Genomic DNA, 23,024 nt, shown 5'->3' with positions numbered 1-23,024 from the left:
CCTGCAAAATGTAACCAGCCATGAGATCCTTACGCTTTTGTGCAAACGGCATGTTTTTTAATGTCAACCAGGCAACTCATGGCATTGGGCCCCTGCGTCAGGGATGATGTGCCGATATCCAGGGTTAACACGTTCGGGTTACCTGCACGGTCATAGGGCTGCCACGCTTTGCCAAAGCCGGGATCAAACCACGCGCCGGTGGCAATGATCACCACGCCCTGCTTCAGCCCTTCTGTTAACCGCACGCCAGCCAGTATTTTACCGCGCGCATTACTGACCTCAATCGCATCGCCGTCCTCGATATCACGCGCCGCCGCATCCGCCGGATGCATATACAGGGTTTCATGCCCGGCGGTTTTGTTGCCCTGAACGCTGGCCGTCGCATCTAACTGGCTGTGTAGCCGGTCCGATGGCTGAATGGAGATCATGTGAAGCGGATAATCACGGCTGGCTGCCGCGCCCAGCCATTCCTGAGGCTCACGCCATTCCGGATGCCCGGCCATATCTTCCAGCTGGTAATCCGCGATGGTCTGACAGAACAGCTCAATTTTACCGCTCGCGGTCTGAATTGGGTTGGCCTCGGGATCGGCGCGGAAATCTTCCATAAAAATGTAGGGCTTGCCGCCTTCGGGAATCTCCACAAAGCCACGCTGCCAGAACTCAGCGAACTCAGGGAAAGGAATGCCACGACGGCCATGCGCCACCGCACATTGCTGGTAGAGATGTTCTATCCACTGCATCTCGTTGCGCCCTTCGGTGAAGGTGTCGCGATAGCCTAAGCGCTCTGCCAGATCGGCAAAAATATCAAAGTCATTGCGCGCCTGATGCTGCGGCTTAATCGCCTGATGCATCGCCAGCACAAAACGGTCACGCGATGAACCGCCGATATCATTGCGCTCCAGCGTGGTGGTAGCGGGCAGTACGATATCGGCCATCTGTGCAGCAGCCGTCCAGACAATATCCTGAACCACCACGGTATCGGGCTTCTGCCAGCCTTCCACCAGCCGGTTAAGCTGTTGATGATGGTGGAACGGATTGCCGCCCGCCCAGTGCACCATATGAATGTCCGGATAGTGCAGAGTGTCGCCCTGGAAACCGTAAGGCTGGCCGGGGTTAAGCAGCATGTCGCTGATGCGCGCCACCGGAATGGACAGACCCGATGGATTCGGCCCGGTGCTCATCATCGGCGCGGGGCCTTCCTGACGCGGATTGCCTACGCTGTTCATTGAGCCGTGCCCAAACGAGAAGCCCGCGCCCGGCAAGCCCGGCTGCCCGAGCATGGAAGAGAGCGCGATCATCATCCAGTAAGGCTGTTCGCCACGGTGGGCGCGCTGGACGGAATAGGAGCAGGTGATAAAACTGCGTTTGCCGATCAGCTGCTGTGCCAGTTGCACAATGCGATCCGCCGGGATATCGGTGATCTTACTTGCCCAGCCGGCAGTTTTGGCGATGCCGTCGCTTTCGCCCAGCAGATAGGCACGCAGTTGCGGCCAGCCGGTGCAGTGACGGGAAAGAAACGCCTCGTCGGTCGCGCCGCGCTGATAAATTTCATAGCCCAGGGCCAGCATCAACGCCACATCGGTATTGGGCCGGATCGGTATCCACTCTGCGTTAACGAACGCAGGACAGTCGTCGCGCATCGGGCTGATGTTAATCACCGGCGTGCCTTTCGCCGCCAGCTGCTCCAGCGCCGGTTTCAGGCTGTGCTGGCCTGCGCCGCCGGATGCGATTTGCGCGTTTTTCAGCGCCAGTCCACCGAAGGCGACAAACACTTCCGCATGTTCCACCACCTGCGGCCAGTCGGTGACGCGCCCGGTCAGCGGCATGTAGGTGCCCATCACGTAGGGCAGGAAAAACTGCGCGGCGCCCCAGCTGTAGTTGCCTTGCTGATCGACCCCGCCGCCGCCCTGGAAGTAGAAGCGGCGCACCAGCGTACGCGCATGGTTAACCCGTCCTGCCGATGACCAGCCGTAAGAGCCGTTAAAAATGCCCGACGCACCGTAGCGTTCGCGAATGCGGCGATTTTCCTCTGCCACCAGATCCAGTGCGGTATCCCAGTCAACGGCAACAAAATCTTCGCGTCCGCGCAGCGTACGGTCGCTGTTTTCGCGGGATTTCAGCCATGAGCGGCGCACCATCGGCTGGCGAATGCGCTTGTCTGAATAAACCAGTTCAGGAATGGTGTTGAGCATCGGCGAGGGATCGGCGTCAGCAAAAAAAGGTTCACAGCCGATAAGACGGTCATTTTCGCTTACCGCAGTGAAGGCGCCCCAGTGCGCCAGATGTGGCACTTTTATTTTCATGGTCATCGCTTTGGCAGGTGTTGGGATAAGCAGCATAGCATGGGCCAGGCCCCTGGCAGAAGGCATCACCAACCGTCTGATTTTACCCTGTTTGCGACAGCGCTGGCATTCTGTTGTCTTGATGTGCGCCCGCTTTTCCGTAACACTGGTGCGATGTGTAAACGTTTCCCCAAAATCAGGTAAACGCATGGCTACCATTAAGGATGTTGCCCGGTTGGCGGGTGTTTCTGTCGCCACGGTTTCCCGCGTGATCAATAATTCACCTAAAGCCAGTGACAGTTCACGTCAGGCTGTCAGTCAGGCCATGGAATCGCTGCAGTATCATCCAAACGCCAATGCACGGGCGCTGGCCCAGCAGTCAACCGAAACCCTGGGGCTGGTGGTTGGCGATGTTTCCGATCCTTTTTTCGGCGCGATGGTTAAAGCCGTTGATGAGGTGGCAGGCCAGACGGGCAACTTTTTGCTGATTGGTAACGGTTACCATAATGAGCAAAAAGAGCGCCAGGCGATTGAACAACTGATGCGGCATCGCTGCGCGGCGCTGGTGGTTCACGCCAAAAAAATCCCCGACAGCGAGCTGGAAGTGTTGATGAAGCAAATGCCGGGCATGGTGTTGCTGAACCGGCTGCTGAAAGGGTTTGAAAAGCGCTGTATCGCGCTCGATGACCGCTACGGTGCCTGGCTCGCCACGCGCCATCTGATTCAACTGGGCCACCAGAATATTGCCTTTATCTGCTCCACCCACACCATTTCCGATGCCGAAGATCGCCTGCAGGGTTATTACGATGCGCTGCAGGAGCATGGTCTGCCCTGCAATGACAGGCTGGTCGCCTGGGGCGAACCGGACGAAGTCGGCGGTGAACAGGCCATGACCGAACTGTTGGGACGGGGTAAAAACTTCACCGCCGTGGCCTGCTACAACGACTCCATGGCAGCCGGTGCGCTGGCGGTGCTGAGCGATAACGGCGTGCAGGTGCCGGAAGAGATGTCATTGATCGGCTTTGATGACGTGCTGGTTTCCCGCTACGTTCGCCCGCGTTTAACCACCGTGCGTTACCCGATTGTCACGATGGCCCAGCAGGCCGCCGAACTGGCTCTGGCTCTCGCGCATCAACAGCCGCTGCCCGAAGTGACCAATATGTTCAGCCCTACGCTGGTACGTCGCCATTCGGTTGGTGGCCCGATTACCTCATCCTGATTTCACCTTTATCATGCCGCGCGCTCAGCGCGGCATTCAACCCACACGGAGCGCGCCACCCCCGTGTGCAGAGTGCTTTTCCCGTCCTCCTCTTTCAGCCGTTGCGTTCTGTGGACTCAGCCAGGGCATTGGTGTTGCAGGAAGGCTACGGAAAAGGTCAATGCACAGCATCTTTCGGCGTGACGACACTGGCACGCGGTTCCCTGCGAGCCAATGGCAAAAAAGAACGATAAACAGAGTTAAGCCATTTTGCGGCGGTAAGCAAATTAGCGCGCAGAGTAAGGCGATCCTGGGTCGTTTTTTTCCGGCGCTGGTTTTATCTCCTTGTTCACGGCTTCTTTGCTTCAGGTCAAAAACAAGCCAATTAATTCGCTGCAATTACTACATGTTGAGCCTAAAATCCAAAAACACACCTATATGTAGTTAATGGAGAGAAAATGGCAACGGTGGTGGTGAAGCGCGACGGATGCCGCGTAGGCTTTGACGCACAGCGTATCGCTGCAGCGGTGGCGGCCGCGGCACGGGCAGCAAATGTGGAAGATGCACCCTGGTGCGCTACGGTGGCCGATCGGGTCAGTACCCAACTGGCCGATCGCGAGGAAGTGGATATTGGTGATATCCAGTATGCGGTGGAAGAAACGTTGATGGCGGGGCCTTATCCTCAGCTGGCACGCGCCTATATTGAGTATCGTCACGATCGCGACGTAGAGCGCGAACGCCGCAGCCAGCTGCATCACGCCATTCGCGGTCTGGTGGATCAGACCAACGCCGCCCTGCTGCATGAAAATGCCAATAAAGACAGCAAAGTGATCCCGACACAGCGCGATCTGCTGGCCGGGATCGTGGCAAAACACTACGCCCAGCAGCAGATCCTGCCACGAGATGTCGTGCAGGCGCATGAGCGCGGCGAGATCCACTATCACGATCTCGACTATTCGCCCTTCTTTCCCATGTTTAACTGCATGCTGATCGATCTGCAAGGCATGCTGACCAACGGCTTTAAAATGGGGAATGCCGAGATCGAGCCGCCGAAATCCATTGCCACCGCAACGGCCGTTACGGCGCAGATTATTGCTCAGGTCGCCAGCCATATTTATGGCGGTACCACCCTGAATCGCATCGATGAAGTGTTGGCACCCTATGTGGAAAAGAGCTTCGCTAAGCACCTTGCCGTGGCTCAGAGCTGGCACATTCCTCAGGCGGAAGCCTATGCCCGCGAGCGCACGGAAAAAGAGTGCTATGACGCCTTTCAGTCGCTGGAATACGAAGTGAACACGTTACATACGGCGAATGGCCAAACGCCGTTTGTAACCTTTGGTTTTGGCCTGGGCACAAGTTGGGCAGCACGGCTGGTTCAGACCGCCATTCTGCGTAACCGCCTGGCTGGGCTGGGTAAAAACCACAAAACCGCTGTGTTTCCTAAACTGGTGTTTACGATTCGTGAAGGCATTAACCGCCGTGCGAACGATATTAACTATGATATCAAGCAACTGGCGCTGACCTGTGCCAGCAAGCGGATGTATCCCGATATTCTTAATTACGATCAGGTCGTTAAGGTCACCGGCTCCTTTAAAACCCCGATGGGCTGCCGCAGCTTCCTGGGCGTTTATGAAGAAAACGGCAAGCAGATTCATGAAGGCCGCAACAACATCGGGGTCATCAGCCTGAATTTACCGCGCATTGCACTGGAAGCCGCTGGCGACGAAACCCGTTTCTGGGCGTTGCTGGATGAACGGCTGGCGCTGGCAAAGCGGGCACTCATGACGCGCGTCGCCCGGTTGGAAAAAACCAAAGCCCGCGTTGCGCCGATCCTCTATATGGAAGGAGCCTGCGGCGTCCGGCTCAATGCCGATGATGAGATTGGCCCGATTTTTCGTAACGGTCGCGCCTCGCTGTCGCTGGGCTACATCGGTTTGCATGAAACCCTGAACGCCCTGAGTGGCGCAAAACAGCATCCTTTCGATGATGCGACACTGCGTGCCAAAGGCGTTGCCATCGTGGCACGGATGCGCGCCGCGACCGACGCCTGGAAAGACGAAACCGGCTATGGCTTCAGCCTTTACAGCACGCCCAGTGAAAACCTGTGTGACCGTTTCTGCCGTCTGGATGCCGCACAGTTCGGGGTGGTAAACGGCGTTACCGATAAAGGCTACTACACCAACAGCTTTCATCTGGACGTCGAGAAGAAGGTGAATCCTTACGATAAGATCGATTTTGAAGCGCCCTATCCTTCGTTGGCTAACGGCGGGTTTATCTGTTACGGCGAATATCCCAACGTGCAGCACAACCTGAAAGCGCTGGAAGACGTTTGGGATTACAGCTACGACCGGGTGCCTTACTACGGCACCAATACGCCCATTGACGAGTGCTACGACTGCGGTTTTAACGGTGAGTTTACCTGCACCAGCCGTGGCTTTACCTGTCCCAACTGTGGCAATCACGATCCTGCGCGGGTTTCGGTTACGCGGCGCGTGTGTGGTTACCTGGGAAGCCCGGATGCCCGTCCGTTCAACGCCGGTAAACAGCAGGAGGTTCAGCGTCGGGTTAAACACCTTGATAGCGGACAGCTGGGATGATGCGCATCCATCGCTACTATGATGTCGATATTGTTAACGGTCCCGGCACACGCTGTACGCTGTTTGTTTCGGGCTGCGAGCACCAGTGCCGTGGCTGTTACAATCAGAGCACCTGGCGGCTGGATTCTGGCGTGCCTTTTACACTGGCGATGGAAGAGCAGCTACTGGCTGACTTGAAAGATACGCGCATCCCGCGTCAGGGTTTATCGCTGAGCGGCGGCGATCCGCTGCATCCCCACAATGTGCCGCATATCCGTCGCCTGGTGAAACGGGTCAAACAGGAGTGCGCCGGCAAAGACATCTGGTTGTGGACCGGCTATGAGATGCAGACGCTCAGCCCGGCGCAGCGGGCAGTCCTGCCCTGGATAGACGTCATGATTGACGGGCGGTTTGAAGCGGCAGAGAAAGATGCCACGCTTCTGTGGCGTGGCAGCCGCAATCAGCAAATCTGGTACTTACGCTGACGCACGCGGTATATCACCCGACGCGATCAGCGTGAACCCGGATTTTTCCTCAGCAAACGCCTGGTGATGCAGGCAGCGCGCTACATCCTGGGCCGAGACGGCGCGCCAGTTGCCAGGCAGCCAGGCGAACAGCGGGGCCATCAGGCTTTCCCCACGGCGTTTATCTTTTCGCTCACCCAGCAACAGTGAAGGCCGGACCACCGTCAGGTGCGGCCAGTCCTGATGGCGCAACGCATTTTCCATCTCACCCTTAACGCGATTGTATAAAAAAGGGGAATGACGATTTGCGCCGTGCGCGCTGACCACCAGCATCTGTCTGGCGCCCAGACGTAAACCGTTCAACGCAGTATCCACCACCAGCGTGTAATCTACGTGGATAAATGCCTGTTTACTGCCCGCCTGTTTGCGGGTCGTGCCCAGGCAGCAAAATACCGTCGTCAAGGGTGTGTCCAGCGGGCGCAGGACATCGGTTAGATCGGCTTCAACCGGATTGATCACCTTATCCATTGCCGGCAGCGCACGGCGAGTCGGCGCAATAATTTCATCAACGCGCGGGTCATCGATCAGTAAACGCAGCAGATGCGATCCCACTAACCCGGTTGCGCCCGTCAGTAATATACGATTCATCTCGGAATATTCCCTGTTTCGCCGCCAGCCGTGCAAAATCTGGCCAATGTGAGCCGCCTGGCTTGCGTTCTCAGAATCGACAACCAGACTTAACAGGTAATCAGGATAGCGCAGTATGCGCCTAACATGCCTAAAGGAGGGTAAAGATGAGCACCAAAATTGCGGTTCTGATCACCGATGAATTTGAAGACTCTGAGTTTACCTCGCCAGCCGAGATCTACAAACGCGCAGGCTATGAAGTGGTAACGATTGAGGAGCAAGCGGGCAAAACCGTGAAAGGCAAACAGGGTGAGGCTGAAGTCACTATCGATCGCAGCATCGACGAAGTGAGTCCGGCAGAATTTGATGCCCTGCTGTTGCCAGGCGGACACTCACCGGATGCATTGCGCGGTGACGATCGCTTTGTTGCCTTTACCAAAGAATTTGTGGCGAGCGGCAAACCCATTTTTGCTATTTGCCACGGGCCACAACTGTTGATCAGTGCGAATGGTGTGCGCGGTCGTAAAATGACCAGCGTAAAAGCCATTGCCATTGACCTGATCAATGCGGGTGCCGACTTCCGCGACGAGGAAGTGGTGGTTGACAGTGACAAACTGGTCACCAGCCGCACGCCTGCGGACCTGCCCGCGTTTAACCGTGAATCCCTGCGTATTCTGCAGGCGCTGTAACGGCCTTACGCCCTTTTCCGCCAGGAAGGGGGCGCTTTATTTACGCCCCACGTTGCCAGACAATTTTTTTACCAAATCCCAATGCATTGTCCGTCATTTTCAGCTCATCCAGCGTAATTTCCCATAAGGGCGCGGCGACTTTGCGCGAAACCGGAAAACGCCGTTGATAGGCGGTGCGCGCTTCCGTTGCCTCTACGTCGCTGAGCTGCCTGATCTGACCACGATACTGCACGCCCTTTATTAGCAATACCGTCTTCGGTTGCCCATTGATGGTGCCCGCCACGCTGTGGTGCTTTATCGCCAGCAGGCCGTGACGCGTATCTGGCTCGGTCATCAGCCAGAATACCATGCGTGACTCATCAAACACGTAGTAGCAGTTTGCACACCACAAATCGTTGTCGGCACAGCAGCATAATGAAAGCACATGCTGCTTTTTCAGGTAACGAACAAGATGGGAAAGATCAGACACAATCAACTCCGGTAAGGGCGATGGATAGCGCACCGCAAGGAAGCACGATACACTGCCGGGCAGGCATTTCTGGGACAGATTATGAGTCAGCACTGGCAACTTTACCTGATACAAACGGCCGCAGGCAGCCTGTATACCGGCATCACGACTGACGTCACGCGCCGCCTTGGGCAGCATGAGCAGGGTCGCGGTGCCCGAGCCTTGCGCGGTAAAGGCCCGTTAACGCTGGTTTATGCCTGCGCGGCGGGTGACCGCGCGCAGGCTTCCGTGCTGGAATATCAGGTTAAGCAGCTGACGCGCCAACGAAAACTGCAGCTGGTTGCCGAGCAACCCACTCGCCTTGAAGCGTGGCTTAGCTCAGCTGATTAAAGGGCGCGGAATACTCAATACGTCCTTCAGCGCCGTCAAACGCGTTGTCCGCCAGACGATAAACCTGGAAGGCCGCTTCGCTGCCCGGCCAGCGGCAGTGCAAACCGTGCCGGGCCGCAGGTTCGAAGCCCAGATGGTGATACAGTGCGGGGTCGCCCAGCACCACAACCGCACTGTAGCCAAACTCATTCAGCGTATCCAGGCCTTCATAAACCAGTTGTTTCGCGATGCCCTGTCCACGCAGGCTTTCATCCACGGCCAGCGGGGCCAGCCCGACCCAATTGCGATCTTCGCCCTGCATGGTGACCGGGCTAAACGCGGCATAACCCAGCACCTGACCTTCATCGTCAGTCGCGACCACGCCCAACGTTAACAGGCCGTCTTCGCGCAGGGCCTGAGTGAGCTCAGCTTCAGTTGAAGTGGCAAAGCAACGTCGCAGTAATGCATCGATACCGGCGGCATCCACGCCAATTTCTGTGCGTATTAACATGAGCCACCCGCGCGTGCCTGTGCGGCTTTCGCGTCCTGTTGCATTGTTGTCTCCACGATTGCAGCCATCTGCTGAATGGCGGTACGTAACCCCTTGGGCATGGTGTCGAGTTCAATTGCATCCATTACGTTCTTAACCTCCAGTCCCAGTTCCGTATCCCCTTCAATCAGCAGTCGGCGCTGAAAGAAAAGCATATCTGGATCCGCTTTGCGTGCTGCTACCAGCAACAAATCATTGGCGTTGCCCCGGAACCAGACATCTGCTTCGGCATTCTGCAACACCCTCAGTCGACCGCCTTCCAGCGTGGTGATCCACGTGAGATTAACATCGCTAATCTCAATACCCAAAAAGCGTCCCTGAAGGAAGTCTAACTCACCTTCGGCTAAAACATGACGAAATTGCCAGTTTAAGAGTTGTTGCAAGAGCCGCTGCTTCAACGTGAACGGGGCGAATGTTACAGGTAAGCTGAGGATTTTAGGGCCATTTTTCACTAAACTGGCAGATAACCGCTGGAACACGCTTTGCACTCCCGTCAAAAAATTTTAGCTATATTGCCACAGACAGCGGTTCTCGCCGCTGGTGAGATCAATAAAACCCGCCGCTGAAGGGTTAAAAAAAATGCCAGGCTATCTCATCAATGACGGTTTCACTGCCCCAAATCAACATTTCCCCGAAGCGCCATGACTAGACTCGTGCTCCATCTGCATGTCGAGAGGATTGAGTATGGAGTTGCTGTGTCCGGCCGGGAACCTGCCTGCAATACGAACCGCCGTTGAGAATGGTGCCGATGCGGTTTATGTCGGGCTGAAAGATGACACCAATGCGCGTCACTTTGCCGGGTTAAACTTTACTGATAAGAAGCTGCTTGAGGCGGCACATTATCTCCATCAGCATCGTCGTAAGCTGCACGTGGCGATCAATACCTTTGCACATCCCGATGGCATGCATCGCTGGCAGCGGGCCATTGACGTGGCGGCAGACAGCGGCGCGGACGCGCTGATCCTGGCCGATATGGCGACGCTGGAATATGCCACCGCACGCTATCCACATGTTGAACGCCATCTGTCAGTACAGGCTTCCGCCACTAACCTTGAAGCCATTCGTTTTTACCATCGCCATTTTCATTTGCACCGTGTGGTGCTGCCGCGCGTTCTGTCGATTCATCAGGTAAAACAGCTGGCGCGCAGTACCCCTGTTCCGCTGGAGGTCTTTGCCTTTGGCAGCCTGTGTATCATGGCGGAGGGCCGCTGCTATCTCTCCTCCTGGCTAACGGGTGAATCCCCGAACAGTAAAGGTGCCTGCTCACCCGCGAAGTTTGTGCGCTGGCAACAGACGCCAGCCGGCATGGAGGCACGTCTCAATGAGGTGCTGATCGATCGTTATGACGCGGAGGAGAGCGCGGGCTATCCCACGCTGTGCAAAGGCCGCTATCAGGTCGACGACCAGCGCTACCATGTGCTGGAAGAACCCACCAGTCTGAACACGCTTGAACTGTTGCCAGAGTTGCTACGGGCAGGCATTGCCTCGGTGAAAATTGAGGGGCGCCAGCGCAGCCCTGCCTATGTTTCCGATGTGGCCCGCGTCTGGCGTCAGGCGATCGATCGTTGTAAAGCCGAGCCGGATAACTTTGACGTGGCGCAGCAGTGGATGCAGACGCTGGGCGCGCTGTCTGAGGGCTCGCAAACCACGTTAGGCGCTTATCATCGTGACTGGCAGTAAGGAAAACCCATGAAATACGCCCTTGGGCCAGTGCTATGGTACTGGCCAACCGCCACGCTGGAACACTTTTATCAACTCGCCGCCAGCAGCAGCGCCGATATCATCTATCTTGGGGAAACGGTCTGCAGCAAGCGGCGTGCGACGCCCTTTGCTGCCTGGATGAGCCTGGCGCGTGAGCTGTCAGCCAGTGGTAAGCAGGTGGTCATCAGTACGCTGGCTTTGCTGCAATCCCCTTCTGAGCTCAAAGAGCTGCAGCGCTATGTTGAAAATGGCGAGTTTATTATTGAGGCCAACGACGTTGGCACCGTCAACATGGCAGCCGAACGCAAGCTGCCCTTTGTCGCGGGCCCCACGCTGAATGTGTATAACGCTGATACGCTGCAGCTTCTGGTGAAAGAGGGAATGACGCGCTGGTGTTTGCCGGTTGAAATGCCACGCGACTGGCTGGTGCAACTGCTACAGCAGTGCGAAACCAAAGGCATACGCCAGCAGTTCGAGGTGGAAGTGCTGGGCTATGGCCATCTGCCACTGGCGCTGTCGGCTCGCTGCTTTACGGCTCGCTCGGAGAATCGCGCCAAAGATGACTGCGAAACCTGCTGCATTCATTACCCTAACGGCCGCAAGGTCCTGTCGCAGGAGCAACAGCAGGTCTTCGTCTTAAACGGTATCCAGACCATGAGCGGTTACTGCTATAACCTGGGGAACGATCTGGTGGGCATGCGCAACTGGGTGGATATCGTGCGGCTGTCGCCTCAGGACACGCAAACCTTAAGTCTTATTGACCGGTTTCGCCAAAACGAGGAAGGCCAGGCCCCGCTGGATCTGGAGAAAAATCGGGATTGTAACGGCTACTGGCGCAAGCTGGCGGGGATGGTTTTACTGACCACCGACTGAAAGGCACATACAGGCAACATACTGAGAGTGTAAAAAGTTTTAATATGGCGGATGTTACGCAATACTTGATGGTGCAGGGTCTGACACCTGCGCTATACACTCTGGAGTACCCATGTCTGATAAAAAAAACGTTCGCCTTTCCGTTCTGGATCTTGCCCCTGTTCCGCAGGGCGCGACGCCACGTGATGCTTTCCATAATTCACTCGCGTTGGCGCGTCAGGCAGAAAAACTGGGGTTTGAACGTTACTGGCTCGCCGAGCACCACAATATGACTGGCATTGCCAGTGCGGCCACCGCCGTGCTGATTGGCTATCTGGCCGCCAACACCACCACGCTACGTCTGGGTTCTGGTGGCATTATGTTGCCTAATCACTCACCGCTGATGATTGCAGAGCAGTTTGGTACCCTGGCTTCGCTGTATCCCGATCGTATCGATCTGGGATTAGGCCGTGCACCGGGTTCGGACCAGCGCACGATGCTGGCACTGCGTCGTCATCTGTCGGGCATTCATGCCGATACCTTCCCGGACGATGTTGCCGAGCTGATCGACTGGTTTGATGCGGAAGCAGGTGCGCAGCCGCCGGTGCAGCCGGTTCCCGGCTTAGGAATGAAAATTCCGGTGTGGCTGTTAGGTTCCAGCCTTTATAGCGCTCAGCTCTCGGCCAAAATGGGACTACCGTTTGCCTTTGCCTCACACTTTGCGCCGGACCAGCTGTTCCAGGCCCTGCACGTCTATCGTGAGAACTTCAAGCCTTCCGCGCGCCTTGCCGAGCCGTACGCCACGGTGTGCATAAACATTGTTGCCGCTGACACCGAAAGTGAAGCGCGTTTTCTGTTTACCTCCATGCAGCAGCAATTTATTAACCTGCGTCGTGGTAAACCGGGTCCGCTGCCTGCACCGGTACAGAATATGGACAGCCTGTGGTCGCCGTCAGAACAGTATGGCGTGCAGCAGGCGCTGAGCATGTCTCTGGTTGGCGATGTGGATAAGGTGCGGCATGGTCTGGCTTCACTGCTGCGTGAAACTCAGGCAAATGAGGTGATGGTTAACGGGCAAATTTACGACACCGAAGCGCGCCTGCATTCGTTTAAGCTGGCCATGGAAGCTGCCAGCAGCCTGTAGCCAGCGGCGGTGATCCTGTGATGGGTCAACGACAAGACAAAAAAAAGGGAAGCCCGTAGGCTTCCCTTTTTATTACACCGAATAAGCTCGCTTACGCGTCACGACGACGTGGTGCAGCAGCACCGTCTTCACGACGTGGACCACGACCGCCTTCACGATTGAAAGGGCGTGCACCATCACGACCGCCTTCACGGCGCTCAGAAGAGAAGCGACGCGGGCCCTGACCTTCAGGACGCGCAGCACCGCCACGACGCTCGCCAGCACCGGCACCCGGACGACGTTCGCCACGGCCACCTTCATGCGGCTGAGCATCACCCAGTAACTGCATATTCATCGGCTTGTTCAGAATACGTGTACGGGTAAAGTGCTGCAGCACATCGCCAGGCATGCCTTTCGGCAGCTCGATGGTGGAGTGCGTACCGAACAGTTTGATGTTACCGATGTAACGGCTGCTGATATCGCCTTCGTTAGCAATAGCGCCCACGATATGACGAACTTCAACACCGTCATCACGGCCCACTTCAATACGGTACAGCTGCATATCGCCAACGTCACGACGCTCGCGACGTGGACGGTCGCCGCCCTCACGGTTTTCGCGTGGGCCACGTGCTTCACGTGAATCACGGCTCTCACGACGATCGTCACGCTCACGGAATTCACGACGCGCTGGACGTGGTGCATCAGCAGGAACGATCAGCGGACGCTCACCCTGTGCCATTTTCAGCAGAGCCGCAGCCAGGGTTTCGATATCCAGCTCTTCTTCAGGCTGCATCTTAGCCAGCAGCGCACGGTACTGCTCCAGATCGCTGCTTTCCAGTTGCTGCTGAACTTTCGCAGCAAACTTAGCCAGACGACGCTGACCCAGCAGTTCTGCATTTGGCAGCTCAACTTCTGGAATAGTCAGCTTCATGGTGCGTTCGATATTACGCAGCAGACGACGCTCGCGGTTCTCTACGAACAGCAGTGCGCGACCGGCACGACCTGCACGACCGGTACGGCCGATACGGTGAACGTATGATTCTGAGTCCATCGGAATATCGTAGTTAACAACCAGGCTGATACGCTCAACGTCCAGGCCACGGGCCGCAACGTCGGTAGCAATCAGGATATCCAGACGACCATCTTTCAGGCGCTCCAGCGTCTGCTCACGCAGTGCCTGGTTCATATCGCCATTCAGTGCCGCACTGTTGTAACCGCTACGCTCCAGCGCTTCAGCGACTTCCAGCGTTGCATTTTTAGTACGCACGAAAATGATCGCCGCATCAAAGTCTTCTGCTTCAAGGAAGCGAACCAGCGCATCAGTTTTACGGCCGTGGGCAGTCCAGTAGCTCTGGCTGATATCCGGGCGGGTTGTCAGACTTGACTGGATGCGAACTTCCTGCGGATCTTTCATGAAACGCTTGGTAATACGACGAATCGCTTCTGGCATAGTGGCAGAGAACAGTGCGGTCTGATGACCTTCTGGGATCTGCGCCATGATAGTTTCAACGTCTTCGATGAAGCCCATGCGTAACATTTCATCTGCTTCGTCCAGAACCAGACCACGCAGGTTAGACAAATCTAAGGTGCCACGTTTCAGGTGGTCCAGCAGGCGGCCTGGCGTACCCACGACAACCTGTGGTCCCTGGCGCAGTGCGCGCAGCTGCACGTCATAACGCTGGCCGCCGTAAAGGGCAACCACGTTCAGACCGCGCATATGTTTAGAGAATTCGGTAACAGCTTCAGCAACCTGCACCGCCAGTTCGCGGGTCGGTGCCAGCACCAAAATTTGCGGTGCTTTAACAGTTGGGTCGATGTTATGTAACAGCGGCAGCGAGAACGCTGCGGTTTTACCACTCCCGGTCTGCGCCATACCTAACACGTCACGGCCCGCCAGCAGGTGAGGAATACACTCAGCCTGGATTGGGGATGGCTTTACATAGCCCATGCCATTCAGTGATTCAAGGAGTTCGGCGTTCAGGCCAAGGTCAGCAAAAGTGGTTTGAATATCAGTCATGTAGTACACGTGCCTCGTTGATTGCGGCGGCCAGTCTACATAACTCGTCGTGAAAACTTTCAGTCATTTTCATCAAAAAGTGTGAACCGGCTCAAATTAGAAGTTTTGACGAACAGAAAAGCCTTCATCCCTGAAGATGATGACTTGACAGGTTTTACAGGCAAAAAAGTTCGTCAGCTATTGCTGGTCAGATTCTGATAAATCGTCTTGTGCCTGGCCGAGTTGCGCCAGTTCCAACAATGCGTATCGGTGTTCAACAAAGTTATTAACGTTGTTGGCGACCGCCAGTTTGAACAACGCTTCTGCGTTGTCCTTCTCCCCCAGACTTAGGTAATACTTACCTAAATAGAAGTTGGTTTCACTGAGATGTTCAGCGAGCGAGGTGTTATCCGTTGCGTCCGCCTTGAGACGTTCCATCAGTGTTGCTTCGCTGATGTCGCCAAGGTAGAACTCGACAATATTCCATCCCCATTGGTCCTTGACCGCTTTGTCGTAACGCTGCTTGAGCGCCACTTTCGCTTTGTCTGCATCCATCTTGCTTTCGACAAGGTAGAGCCACAAGCTGCGGAAAGGATCGTTAGGATCGTCTTGATAAAACGCCAGCAGATCATCTTGCGCTAACTTGTATCGACCGCCGTAATAGAGGGCGATACCACGATTTAAATGCGCATAGTTGTAAGTTGGATCAAGCTCAAGTACAGAATCAAACGCTTCATAGGCGGCATCAAAGTTGCCCGCCTGCGTTAAGTATATACCAAGATAGTTAAACACCTCTGGCATATCTGGTCTTATAGACAGCGCTTGCGAAAAATCGTTCCGCGCTAATGCCCTAAGACCCAAACTATCATACAACACTCCGCGCTCATATAACAGCTGTGCGCGTTCATCATCGGTAAGGGCTCGACTGGCAAGAATTTGTTCCATGCGAGCCAGAATCACTTCCTGTTGCAGTGTGGGCTGTAAAGGTACTGCAAGAACTTCGTTCTTACGCCAATTGGAGTTGCTGCATCCTGCCAGCGTCAAAGCTGTCGCAACAAAACACCAGCGCAAAAAAGGCTTCATTTCCCACTCCCGAATACAAACATTGGGACAACCATCCTGTTATCCGCCTGCTGTGCACAAGGATTCCCGCCCTCGCGATGACACAAAAGCCTCTCCCTGCCAGGCAAGGAGAGGCAAATCAGGAAAGACTTATTCAGCGTCAGGTGTGCTCTCAGCTGCAACAGCTTCAGGCTTGGTTTCTGTCGCTTCTTTGATGCTCAGACGTACACGGCCCTGGCGATCGACTTCCATCACCTTAACCGGCACTTCCTGACCCATCTGCAGATAGTCAGTCACTTTCTCAACACGCTTGTCTGCGATTTGAGAAATATGCACCAGACCTTCTTTACCGCCGCCGATAGCGACGAAGGCACCGAAGTCTACGATGCGAGTGACTTTACCGCTATAGACACGGCCCACTTCGATTTCTGCGGTGATTTCTTCGATACGGCGAATAGCTTCTTTCGCTTTCAGACCGTCGGTCGCTGCGATTTTCACGGTACCGTCATCTTCGATTTCGATGGTTGTACCGGTTTCTTCGGTCAGCGCACGGATCACGGAACCGCCTTTACCAATCACATCTTTGATCTTGTCTGAGCTGATCTTGATGGTGTAAATACGTGGCGCGAACTCAGAAATTTCCTGACGCGGGGTGCTGATAGCCTGCTCCATGACGCCCAGAATATGCAGACGTGCACCTTTGGCCTGGTTCAGCGCAACCTGCATGATTTCGCGGGTGATGCCTTCGATTTTAATGTCCATCTGCAGCGCGGTGATACCTTCACGGCTACCGGCGACTTTAAAGTCCATATCGCCCAGGTGGTCTTCGTCACCCAGGATGTCGGACAGGACAACAAACTTGTCGTCTTCTTTTACCAGGCCCATCGCGATACCCGCAACAGATGCCTTGATTGGCACACCTGCATCCATCAGCGCCAGAGAGGCACCACAGACCGAGGCCATAGAAGAAGAACCGTTAGATTCGGTGATTTCAGAAACCACGCGAACGGTATACGGGAAATCTTCGGCTTTTGGCATCACAGCCAGCACGCCGCGTTTCGCCAGACGACCGTGACCAATTTCACGACGCTTAGGCGAACCTACCATACCGGTCTCACCGACAGAGTACGGAGGGAAGTTGTAGTGGAACAGGAAGCTGTCGGTACGTTCGCCCATCAGCTCATCCAGATTCTGCGCATCGCGGGTCGTACCCAGCGTAGCAGTAACCAGCGCCTGCGTTTCACCACGGGTGAACAGGGCTGAACCGTGAGTACGCGGCAGCACGCCGGTGCGCACGTCCAGACCACGGATCATGTCTTTCTCACGACCATCGATACGTGGCTCGCCGTTCAGAATGCGGGTACGGACAACCGTCTTTTCCAGGCTGTGAACGATGTCGCCGATTTCGGCCGCATCCAGTGATTCATCTTCCGCCAGCAACGCAGCAATGGTTTCGTCTTTAATGACGCCAACCTGAGCATAACGTTCTTGCTTGTCAGTGATACGGTACGCATCGCTGATACGTGTTTCGGCAAGCGCCGCAACGCGTGAAATCAGTGCAGTATTCGCCTGCTCTGGCTGCCAGTCCCAACGCGGTTTGCCCGCTTCGGCGACCAGTGAATTGATGTTTTCAATCACAATCTGCTGTTGATCGTGGCCGAACACCACTGCGCCCAACATTTGTTCTTCAGACAGGATTTCTGCTTCAGATTCCACCATCAGAACGGCGTTCTGCGTACCGGCAACAACCAGATCCAGACGTGAGGTTTTCAGCTCATCCGCGGTTGGGTTCAGTACGTACTGGTCATTGATATAACCAACGCGCGCTGCACCGATTGGGCCGTTGAACGGAAGGCCTGACAGCGCCAGCGCTGCAGAGGCACCGATCATGGCAACGATGTCTGGGTGAACCTGTGGGTTTACCGACACAACCGTGGCGATAACCTGCACTTCGTTAACGAAACCTTCCGGGAACAGTGGACGCACAGGACGGTCGATCAGACGTGAAATCAGGGTTTCGCCTTCGCTTGGACGACCTTCACGACGGAAGAAGCTGCCTGGGATACGACCAGCAGCGTAAGTACGCTCCTGATAGTTCACGGTCAGTGGGAAAAAGTCCTGGCCTGGTTTGGCTTTTTTCTGACCAACCACGGTGACAAATACTGCGGTATCGTCCATGCTCACCATAACAGCGGCAGTCGCCTGGCGAGCCATCATGCCGGTTTCCAGCGTGACGGTATGTTGACCATATTGGAATTTGCGTACGATCGGATTAAGCAAAATCAAAGTCCTTAACATCGGGGCAGTGCTATATTGAGCCTGCCATTGATTACCGATCCTCGTTGCATCCTCGCGACTAATGACAACCCTTAACCGCCCCTGCGGTAAAAGCCTCTCATTAGCCGCGCGAACCTCTGCAAACAAAGATCACACCCAACAACAATACATGAGTTTGCTCAGGATTGCTGCGCATTGCTCGAAAAAAGGGGCCATAAAGGCCCCCTTTTCATGAAACTCGCACAAATCTGATCGCCAGTCGGGTTTTTAGCACACGTGAGTGGCATCCCTGACGACCCGATTTTAAGACTAGCGACGCAGACCGAGACTTTCAATCAGGCTGCTGTAGCGTGCAACGTCTTTACGCTTCAGGTAGTCCAGCAGCTTACGACGCTGAGATACCATGCGCAGCAGACCGCGGCGGCTGTGGTGGTCTTTCTTGTGCTCAGAGAAGTGACCCTGCAGATGGCTGATCTGCGCGGTCAACAGGGCAACCTGAACTTCGGTTGAACCGCTGTCGTTAGCACCACGACCATATTTAGCAACGATCTCTGCTTTAGCTTCTACGCTTAGAGACATAATAAACTCCAGTTAAATGAATGTATGGGCGCCGATCTCTAATTCAGCATCCCGCTTTAAAGCCGCGCCATTCTACTCTTCGCTTCAGGGCAACGCAAATGCCCAACGCGGAAAGCGCACAACTTAATTCTGATACTCAACCACTAAACGTCGGGGAGCAATGCGGCCATCCTCGGCAATTTCTGCCATGCCGATAAATTTGCCCTCTTCACCTTCGGTGACGCGCACGAGGCCGTGAGCCGGTGCCTGACTGGCGTGAACCGGTTGGCCCTGTTTAAAGTATGCGGCCACATCAGAGGACACGTTTACCGCCGGGAAATCTGACGCGGGGCTGTCCATTGGCAAAAGCAGCGGATCAAGATGCTGCGCCAGATCCTCACCCGTCTCGTTAGCGTTGTGCTGTAGCGCCTGCAACTGTTCCAGCGTCACCATTCTCTCAAACGGATAGCGTGCCACCTGCATACGGCGCAGCATGATGACGTGCGCACCGCAGCCCAGCTTCTCGCCCAAATCGTCAATAATGGTGCGGATGTAGGTACCTTTGGAACAGTGGATTTCCAGTTCCAGCTCATCGCCCTGCCAGCGAATAAACTGCAGGTCATAAACGGTAATCGGACGCGGCTCACGCTCAATGGTGATGCCTTCGCGCGCGTATTCGTACAGTTTTCTGCCCTGATGTTTCAATGCAGAAAACATCGAAGGCACCTGCATGATATCACCGCGAAAACCCTCCAGCGCCGTATCCAGCGCGGCCTGGGTAAAGTCCACCGGACGGGTTTGCACCAGGTTACCGTCAGCATCCGAGGTATCGGTGCGCTCACCCAGACGGGCAATCACGCGATAACGCTTATCGGAGTCCAGCAGATACTGAGAAAATTTGGTGGCTTCGCCCAGGCAGATAGGCAACATGCCGGTTGCCAGCGGATCGAGCGCCCCGGTATGTCCTGCACGGTTAGCGTTAAAAATGCGCTTTACCTTTTGCAGGACATCATTGGATGACATCCCTTGTGGCTTATCCAGCAATAACACGCCATGGACGTCGCGACCGCGACGACGAGGACGACTCATTACGCCTCCTCGTTATCGTCCGTGGACTCAGGACCACGACGCTCAACGTCTTTTTTCACCACGTTGGTGACGAGGTTTGACATGCGCATGCCTTCAACCAGCGAGTTGTCGTAGAAGAAGGTCAGCTCCGGCACGATACGCAGGCGCATGGCTTTACCCAACAGCGTGCGGATATAACCAGAGGCTTCTTTTAACGCTTTCAGGCCATTTTGTACGGCTTCTTCATCTTTATCATTGAGGAAGGTGACAAACACTTTGGCGTATGCGAGGTCACGTGATACCTCAACGCCAGAAACGGTGACCATCATGCCAAGACGTGGATCTTTAATCTCACGCTGCAGGATCATGGCAACCTCTTTTTGCAGCTCTTGCGAGACACGCTGCGGACGGCCAAATTCTTTCGCCATTTTTTATTTCTCCCAAATAATTCGGGAGGCCAGCGGCCTCCCAAATTGCATCATCAACGCCAGGACTTAAGCGATGGTGCGTTTAACTTCAATCACTTCGAAGACTTCGATCATATCGCCGACACGAACGTCATTATAGTTCTTCACGCCGATACCACACTCCATGCCGTTACGCACTTCGTTGACGTCATCTTTAAAGCGACGCAGTGATTCCAGTTCGCCTTCGTAAATCACCACGTTATCGCGCAGTACACGGATTGGGTTATGACGTTTGATGTTACCTTCCGTCACCATACAACCTGCCACGGCACCAAATTTCGGTGATTTGAACACGTCGCGCACTTCAGCCAGACCGATGATCTGCTGTTTGTACTCTGGTGCCAGCATACCGCTCATCGCCGCTTTCACTTCGTCAATCAGGTTATAGATGACGGAGTAGTAACGCAGATCCAGGCTTTCCGCATCAACTACGCGGCGCGCAGAGGCGTCAGCACGGACGTTGAAGCCCAGCAGGATGGCGTTGGATGCTGCTGCCAGCGTGGCGTCGGTTTCGGTGATTCCACCTACGCCTGAACCCACAATCTTCACCTTCACTTCGTCGGTGGAGAGTTTCAGCAGGGAGTCGGAGATCGCTTCCACAGAACCCTGAACGTCCGCTTTGAGCACGATGTTCAGTTCGGATACTTCGCCTTCGGTCATGTTCGCAAACATGTTTTCCAGCTTAGATTTCTGCTGACGAGCCAGCTTAACTTCACGGAATTTGCCCTGACGATACAAAGCCACTTCACGTGCTTTCTTCTCGTCACGAACCACGGTCGCTTCATCACCCGCTGCCGGTACACCTGACAGGCCAAGGATCTCAACCGGGATAGACGGACCCGCTTCCATTACTTCACGACCCAGTTCGTCACGCATCGCACGGACACGGCCGTATTCGAAGCCGCACAGAACGATGTCGCCTTTGTTCAACGTACCTTCGCGTACCAGCACGGTAGCAACCGGACCACGACCTTTGTCGAGGAACGATTCAATGACCACACCGCTCGCCATACCTTCACGGATAGCGGTCAGCTCAAGCACTTCTGCCTGCAGCAGGATAGCGTTCAACAGATCGTCAATACCGGTACCGGCTTTCGCAGAGACGTTAACGAACATGTTTTCGCCGCCCCACTCTTCCGGGATGATCCCGTACTGAGTCAGCTCGTTTTTAACACGATCCGGATCGGCTTCTGGCTTATCGCACTTGTTGACTGCAACCACCACCGGCACTTTCGCCGCTTTGGCGTGCTGAATAGCTTCAACGGTCTGTGGCATAACGCCATCGTCCGCAGCCACGACCAGGATAACGATATCCGTTGCCTGCGCACCACGGGCACGCATTGCGGTAAACGCGGCGTGGCCCGGCGTATCCAGGAAGGTCACCATGCCGTTATCAGTTTCGACGTGATAGGCACCGATGTGCTGCGTAATACCGCCCGCTTCGCCAGAGGCGATTTTGGTGGAGCGGATATAGTCCAGCAGCGAGGTTTTACCGTGGTCAACGTGGCCCATGATGGTCACGACCGGCGCACGAGATTCCTGTGCGGCATCGGTATCACGATCGTCCATTACCGCTTCTTCCAGCTCGTTTTCGCGACGAAGGGTCACTTTGTGGCCCATTTCTTCGGCAACCAGCTGTGCGGTTTCCTGGTCGATAACCTGATTGATGGTCGCCATAGCGCCCATCTTCATCATCGCTTTGATGACCAGTGAACCTTTGACGGCCATTTTGTTAGCCAGTTCGGCAACGGTGATGGTTTCGCCAATGATGACATCACGGTTAACCGCCTGCGCTGGCTTGTTAAAGCCCTGCTGCAGTGCGCTTGGTTTGCGATGCTTGCCGCCTTTACCGCCGCGAACCTGCGCACGCGCTTCTTCACGGTCAGTTTTGGCTTCTGAATGTTTGTTGCCTTTTTTAACCGGACGCGCGGCTTTTGCACTGCGCGTGCGGGCACGGCCGGCTTCCACCTGACGATCGTTCTCGTCTTCGGCCTGGCGGGCATGCGTAGAGGTGGTGACGTGATAGTCGCCCTTGTCCTCTTCTTCAGGCTTTTCCCATTCAGCCGCTTTTTCTACGGCTAAACGGCGGGCTTCTTCCGCAGCGAGGCGGGCAGCCTCTTCCAGCTTACGGCGCGCTTCTTCTTCCGCTTTACGCTTCAGTTCGGCGGCTTCGGCTTCACGACGTGCTTTATCGGACTGCGCGGCCTTGGTCACTTCGTCGGTAGGTTGATTAGTCACTTTCTCATTTTCCGCTGCTGCACGCTTAGCCTTTTCAGCGGCTTCGCGCCTGGCTTTCTCTTCGGCTTCACGTTGCGCTTTCTGTTCCGCTTCACGACGCGCTTGTTCAGCGGCCTCGCGTTGCGCCTGCTCTTCCGCTTCACGCTGCGCCTCGGCTTCTGCTTCTGCCTGAGCTTGCTCAGACTCTGCATCGCCTTTTACGTACGTACGCTTTTTGCGGACTTCGATTTGCACCGACTTACTTTTACCCCCGGTGCCAGGAATATTCAAGGTGCTACGCGTTTTGCGCTGCAATGTCAGTTTGCCTGAACCGGCCTGACCATGCTTCAGGTGAGACAGTAAGGTTTCTTTCTCGTGCTGGGTCACCGCATCATTTTCAGACTTTGGGATCCCCGCATCAGCAAACTGCTGTACCAGGCGATCGACCGAGGTCTGAATTTCTGCTGCCAGCGATTTTACGGTTACATCTGTCATGCTGT

The 23,024-nt window shown here is 55.3% G+C and carries 21 protein-coding genes; 8 read left to right on the top strand and 13 right to left on the bottom strand.

All coding sequences use genetic code 11. The features are described from left to right. Nucleotides 1–29: 29 nt before the first annotated feature. Nucleotides 30–2,303 carry a molybdopterin guanine dinucleotide-containing S/N-oxide reductase gene (locus tag FBY13_RS03350; protein WP_063881088.1) on the bottom strand — a complete coding sequence of 758 codons (2,274 nt, stop codon included), beginning with the start codon at nt 2,301–2,303 and terminating at the stop codon, nt 30–32. Nucleotides 2,304–2,490: 187 nt separating this feature from the next. Here FBY13_RS03350 and galR point away from each other — a divergent pair, with 187 nt between their 5' ends. The 3 genes from galR to nrdG all read left to right on the top strand — a co-directional run bounded on the left by galR (nt 2,491) and on the right by nrdG (nt 6,541). Beyond that, nucleotides 2,491–3,501: an HTH-type transcriptional regulator GalR gene (gene galR, locus FBY13_RS03345; RefSeq protein ID WP_063878175.1), complete on the top strand. Its 1,011-nt coding sequence runs from the start codon at nt 2,491–2,493 to the stop codon at nt 3,499–3,501. Nucleotides 3,502–3,938: 437 nt separating this feature from the next. Beyond that, on the top strand, nt 3,939–6,077 hold the full coding sequence (nrdD, locus tag FBY13_RS03340) for an anaerobic ribonucleoside-triphosphate reductase (protein ID WP_145393458.1): 2,139 nt from the start codon (nt 3,939–3,941) through the stop codon (nt 6,075–6,077). After that, the gene (nrdG, locus tag FBY13_RS03335) at nt 6,074–6,541 is read left to right on the top strand and encodes an anaerobic ribonucleoside-triphosphate reductase-activating protein (protein ID WP_096011472.1); all 468 of its coding nucleotides are present in this window, start codon (nt 6,074–6,076) and stop codon (nt 6,539–6,541) included. The genes nrdD and nrdG overlap by 4 nt, the downstream gene beginning before the upstream one ends. On the opposite strand, the gene FBY13_RS03330 is transcribed toward nrdG, so the two are convergent. Beyond that, nucleotides 6,533–7,168: an NAD(P)H-binding protein gene (locus tag FBY13_RS03330; RefSeq protein WP_145393457.1), complete on the bottom strand. Its 636-nt coding sequence runs from the start codon at nt 7,166–7,168 to the stop codon at nt 6,533–6,535. The two genes, nrdG and FBY13_RS03330, sit on opposite strands and share 9 nt — an antisense overlap. Before the next feature lie 146 nt (nt 7,169–7,314). Between FBY13_RS03330 and FBY13_RS03325 the strand changes: the two genes are divergently transcribed. After that, nucleotides 7,315–7,836 carry a type 1 glutamine amidotransferase domain-containing protein gene (locus FBY13_RS03325; RefSeq protein WP_063878171.1) on the top strand — a complete coding sequence of 174 codons (522 nt, stop codon included), beginning with the start codon at nt 7,315–7,317 and terminating at the stop codon, nt 7,834–7,836. Between the two features lie 40 nt (nt 7,837–7,876). Here FBY13_RS03325 and FBY13_RS03320 read toward each other — a convergent pair whose 3' ends face one another. After that, nucleotides 7,877–8,305: a YhbP family protein gene (locus FBY13_RS03320; protein ID WP_145393456.1), complete on the bottom strand. Its 429-nt coding sequence runs from the start codon at nt 8,303–8,305 to the stop codon at nt 7,877–7,879. A gap of 81 nt (nt 8,306–8,386) precedes the next feature. Here FBY13_RS03320 and FBY13_RS03315 point away from each other — a divergent pair, with 81 nt between their 5' ends. Beyond that, nucleotides 8,387–8,674: a GIY-YIG nuclease family protein gene (locus FBY13_RS03315; RefSeq protein WP_063878170.1), complete on the top strand. Its 288-nt coding sequence runs from the start codon at nt 8,387–8,389 to the stop codon at nt 8,672–8,674. On the opposite strand, the gene FBY13_RS03310 is transcribed toward FBY13_RS03315, so the two are convergent. Further along, entirely contained in the window at nt 8,658–9,164 is a 507-nt protein-coding gene (locus tag FBY13_RS03310) for a GNAT family N-acetyltransferase (RefSeq protein WP_145393455.1), read from the bottom strand. The two genes, FBY13_RS03315 and FBY13_RS03310, sit on opposite strands and share 17 nt — an antisense overlap. Beyond that, the gene (locus tag FBY13_RS03305) at nt 9,158–9,682 is read right to left on the bottom strand and encodes an SCP2 domain-containing protein (RefSeq protein WP_063878168.1); all 525 of its coding nucleotides are present in this window, start codon (nt 9,680–9,682) and stop codon (nt 9,158–9,160) included. The genes FBY13_RS03310 and FBY13_RS03305 overlap by 7 nt, the downstream gene beginning before the upstream one ends. Before the next feature lie 205 nt (nt 9,683–9,887). Here FBY13_RS03305 and FBY13_RS03300 point away from each other — a divergent pair, with 205 nt between their 5' ends. The 3 genes from FBY13_RS03300 to FBY13_RS03290 all read left to right on the top strand — a co-directional run bounded on the left by FBY13_RS03300 (nt 9,888) and on the right by FBY13_RS03290 (nt 12,900). Continuing rightward, nucleotides 9,888–10,883, top strand: coding sequence for a peptidase U32 family protein (locus FBY13_RS03300; protein WP_096011467.1), 996 nt, complete (start codon nt 9,888–9,890; stop codon nt 10,881–10,883). A 9-nt stretch (nt 10,884–10,892) separates the two neighbouring features. Then, complete coding sequence (locus FBY13_RS03295) at nt 10,893–11,777, top strand: U32 family peptidase (RefSeq protein ID WP_063878166.1); 885 nt, start codon at nt 10,893–10,895, stop codon at nt 11,775–11,777. A 112-nt stretch (nt 11,778–11,889) separates the two neighbouring features. Continuing rightward, complete coding sequence (locus FBY13_RS03290; RefSeq protein ID WP_063878165.1) at nt 11,890–12,900, top strand: luciferase-like monooxygenase; 1,011 nt, start codon at nt 11,890–11,892, stop codon at nt 12,898–12,900. A gap of 91 nt (nt 12,901–12,991) precedes the next feature. On the opposite strand, the gene FBY13_RS03285 is transcribed toward FBY13_RS03290, so the two are convergent. From FBY13_RS03285 to infB, 8 genes are all read right to left on the bottom strand, one after another. Next, nucleotides 12,992–14,896: a DEAD/DEAH family ATP-dependent RNA helicase gene (locus FBY13_RS03285; protein WP_063878164.1), complete on the bottom strand. Its 1,905-nt coding sequence runs from the start codon at nt 14,894–14,896 to the stop codon at nt 12,992–12,994. Beyond that, nucleotides 14,889–14,963 carry a protein YrbN gene (gene yrbN / locus FBY13_RS23870; RefSeq protein ID WP_226374622.1) on the bottom strand — a complete coding sequence of 25 codons (75 nt, stop codon included), beginning with the start codon at nt 14,961–14,963 and terminating at the stop codon, nt 14,889–14,891. The genes FBY13_RS03285 and yrbN overlap by 8 nt, the downstream gene beginning before the upstream one ends. A gap of 110 nt (nt 14,964–15,073) precedes the next feature. Then, complete coding sequence (gene nlpI, locus FBY13_RS03275) at nt 15,074–15,958, bottom strand: lipoprotein NlpI (RefSeq protein ID WP_063878163.1); 885 nt, start codon at nt 15,956–15,958, stop codon at nt 15,074–15,076. Between the two features lie 129 nt (nt 15,959–16,087). Continuing rightward, a complete protein-coding gene (gene pnp / locus FBY13_RS03270; protein WP_096011465.1) occupies nt 16,088–18,217 on the bottom strand; it encodes a polyribonucleotide nucleotidyltransferase in 2,130 nt (709 codons plus the stop codon). A 306-nt stretch (nt 18,218–18,523) separates the two neighbouring features. Further along, entirely contained in the window at nt 18,524–18,793 is a 270-nt protein-coding gene (gene rpsO, locus FBY13_RS03265) for a 30S ribosomal protein S15 (protein WP_006121766.1), read from the bottom strand. A 123-nt stretch (nt 18,794–18,916) separates the two neighbouring features. After that, nucleotides 18,917–19,861: a tRNA pseudouridine(55) synthase TruB gene (truB, locus tag FBY13_RS03260; RefSeq protein ID WP_145393454.1), complete on the bottom strand. Its 945-nt coding sequence runs from the start codon at nt 19,859–19,861 to the stop codon at nt 18,917–18,919. Next, entirely contained in the window at nt 19,861–20,268 is a 408-nt protein-coding gene (gene rbfA / locus FBY13_RS03255) for a 30S ribosome-binding factor RbfA (protein ID WP_063878160.1), read from the bottom strand. The genes truB and rbfA overlap by 1 nt, the downstream gene beginning before the upstream one ends. Before the next feature lie 66 nt (nt 20,269–20,334). Further along, a complete protein-coding gene (gene infB, locus FBY13_RS03250) occupies nt 20,335–23,019 on the bottom strand; it encodes a translation initiation factor IF-2 (protein ID WP_063878159.1) in 2,685 nt (894 codons plus the stop codon). Between the last annotated feature and the right edge of the window lie 5 nt (nt 23,020–23,024).

The sequence above is a fragment of the Pantoea sp. SJZ147 genome, from assembly GCF_007828605.1.
Taxonomy (GTDB): Bacteria; Pseudomonadota; Gammaproteobacteria; order Enterobacterales; family Enterobacteriaceae; genus Pantoea; species Pantoea allii.
Note: the sequence above shows the minus strand (reverse complement) of the source record. Positions and strands in the feature narration are given on the sequence as shown.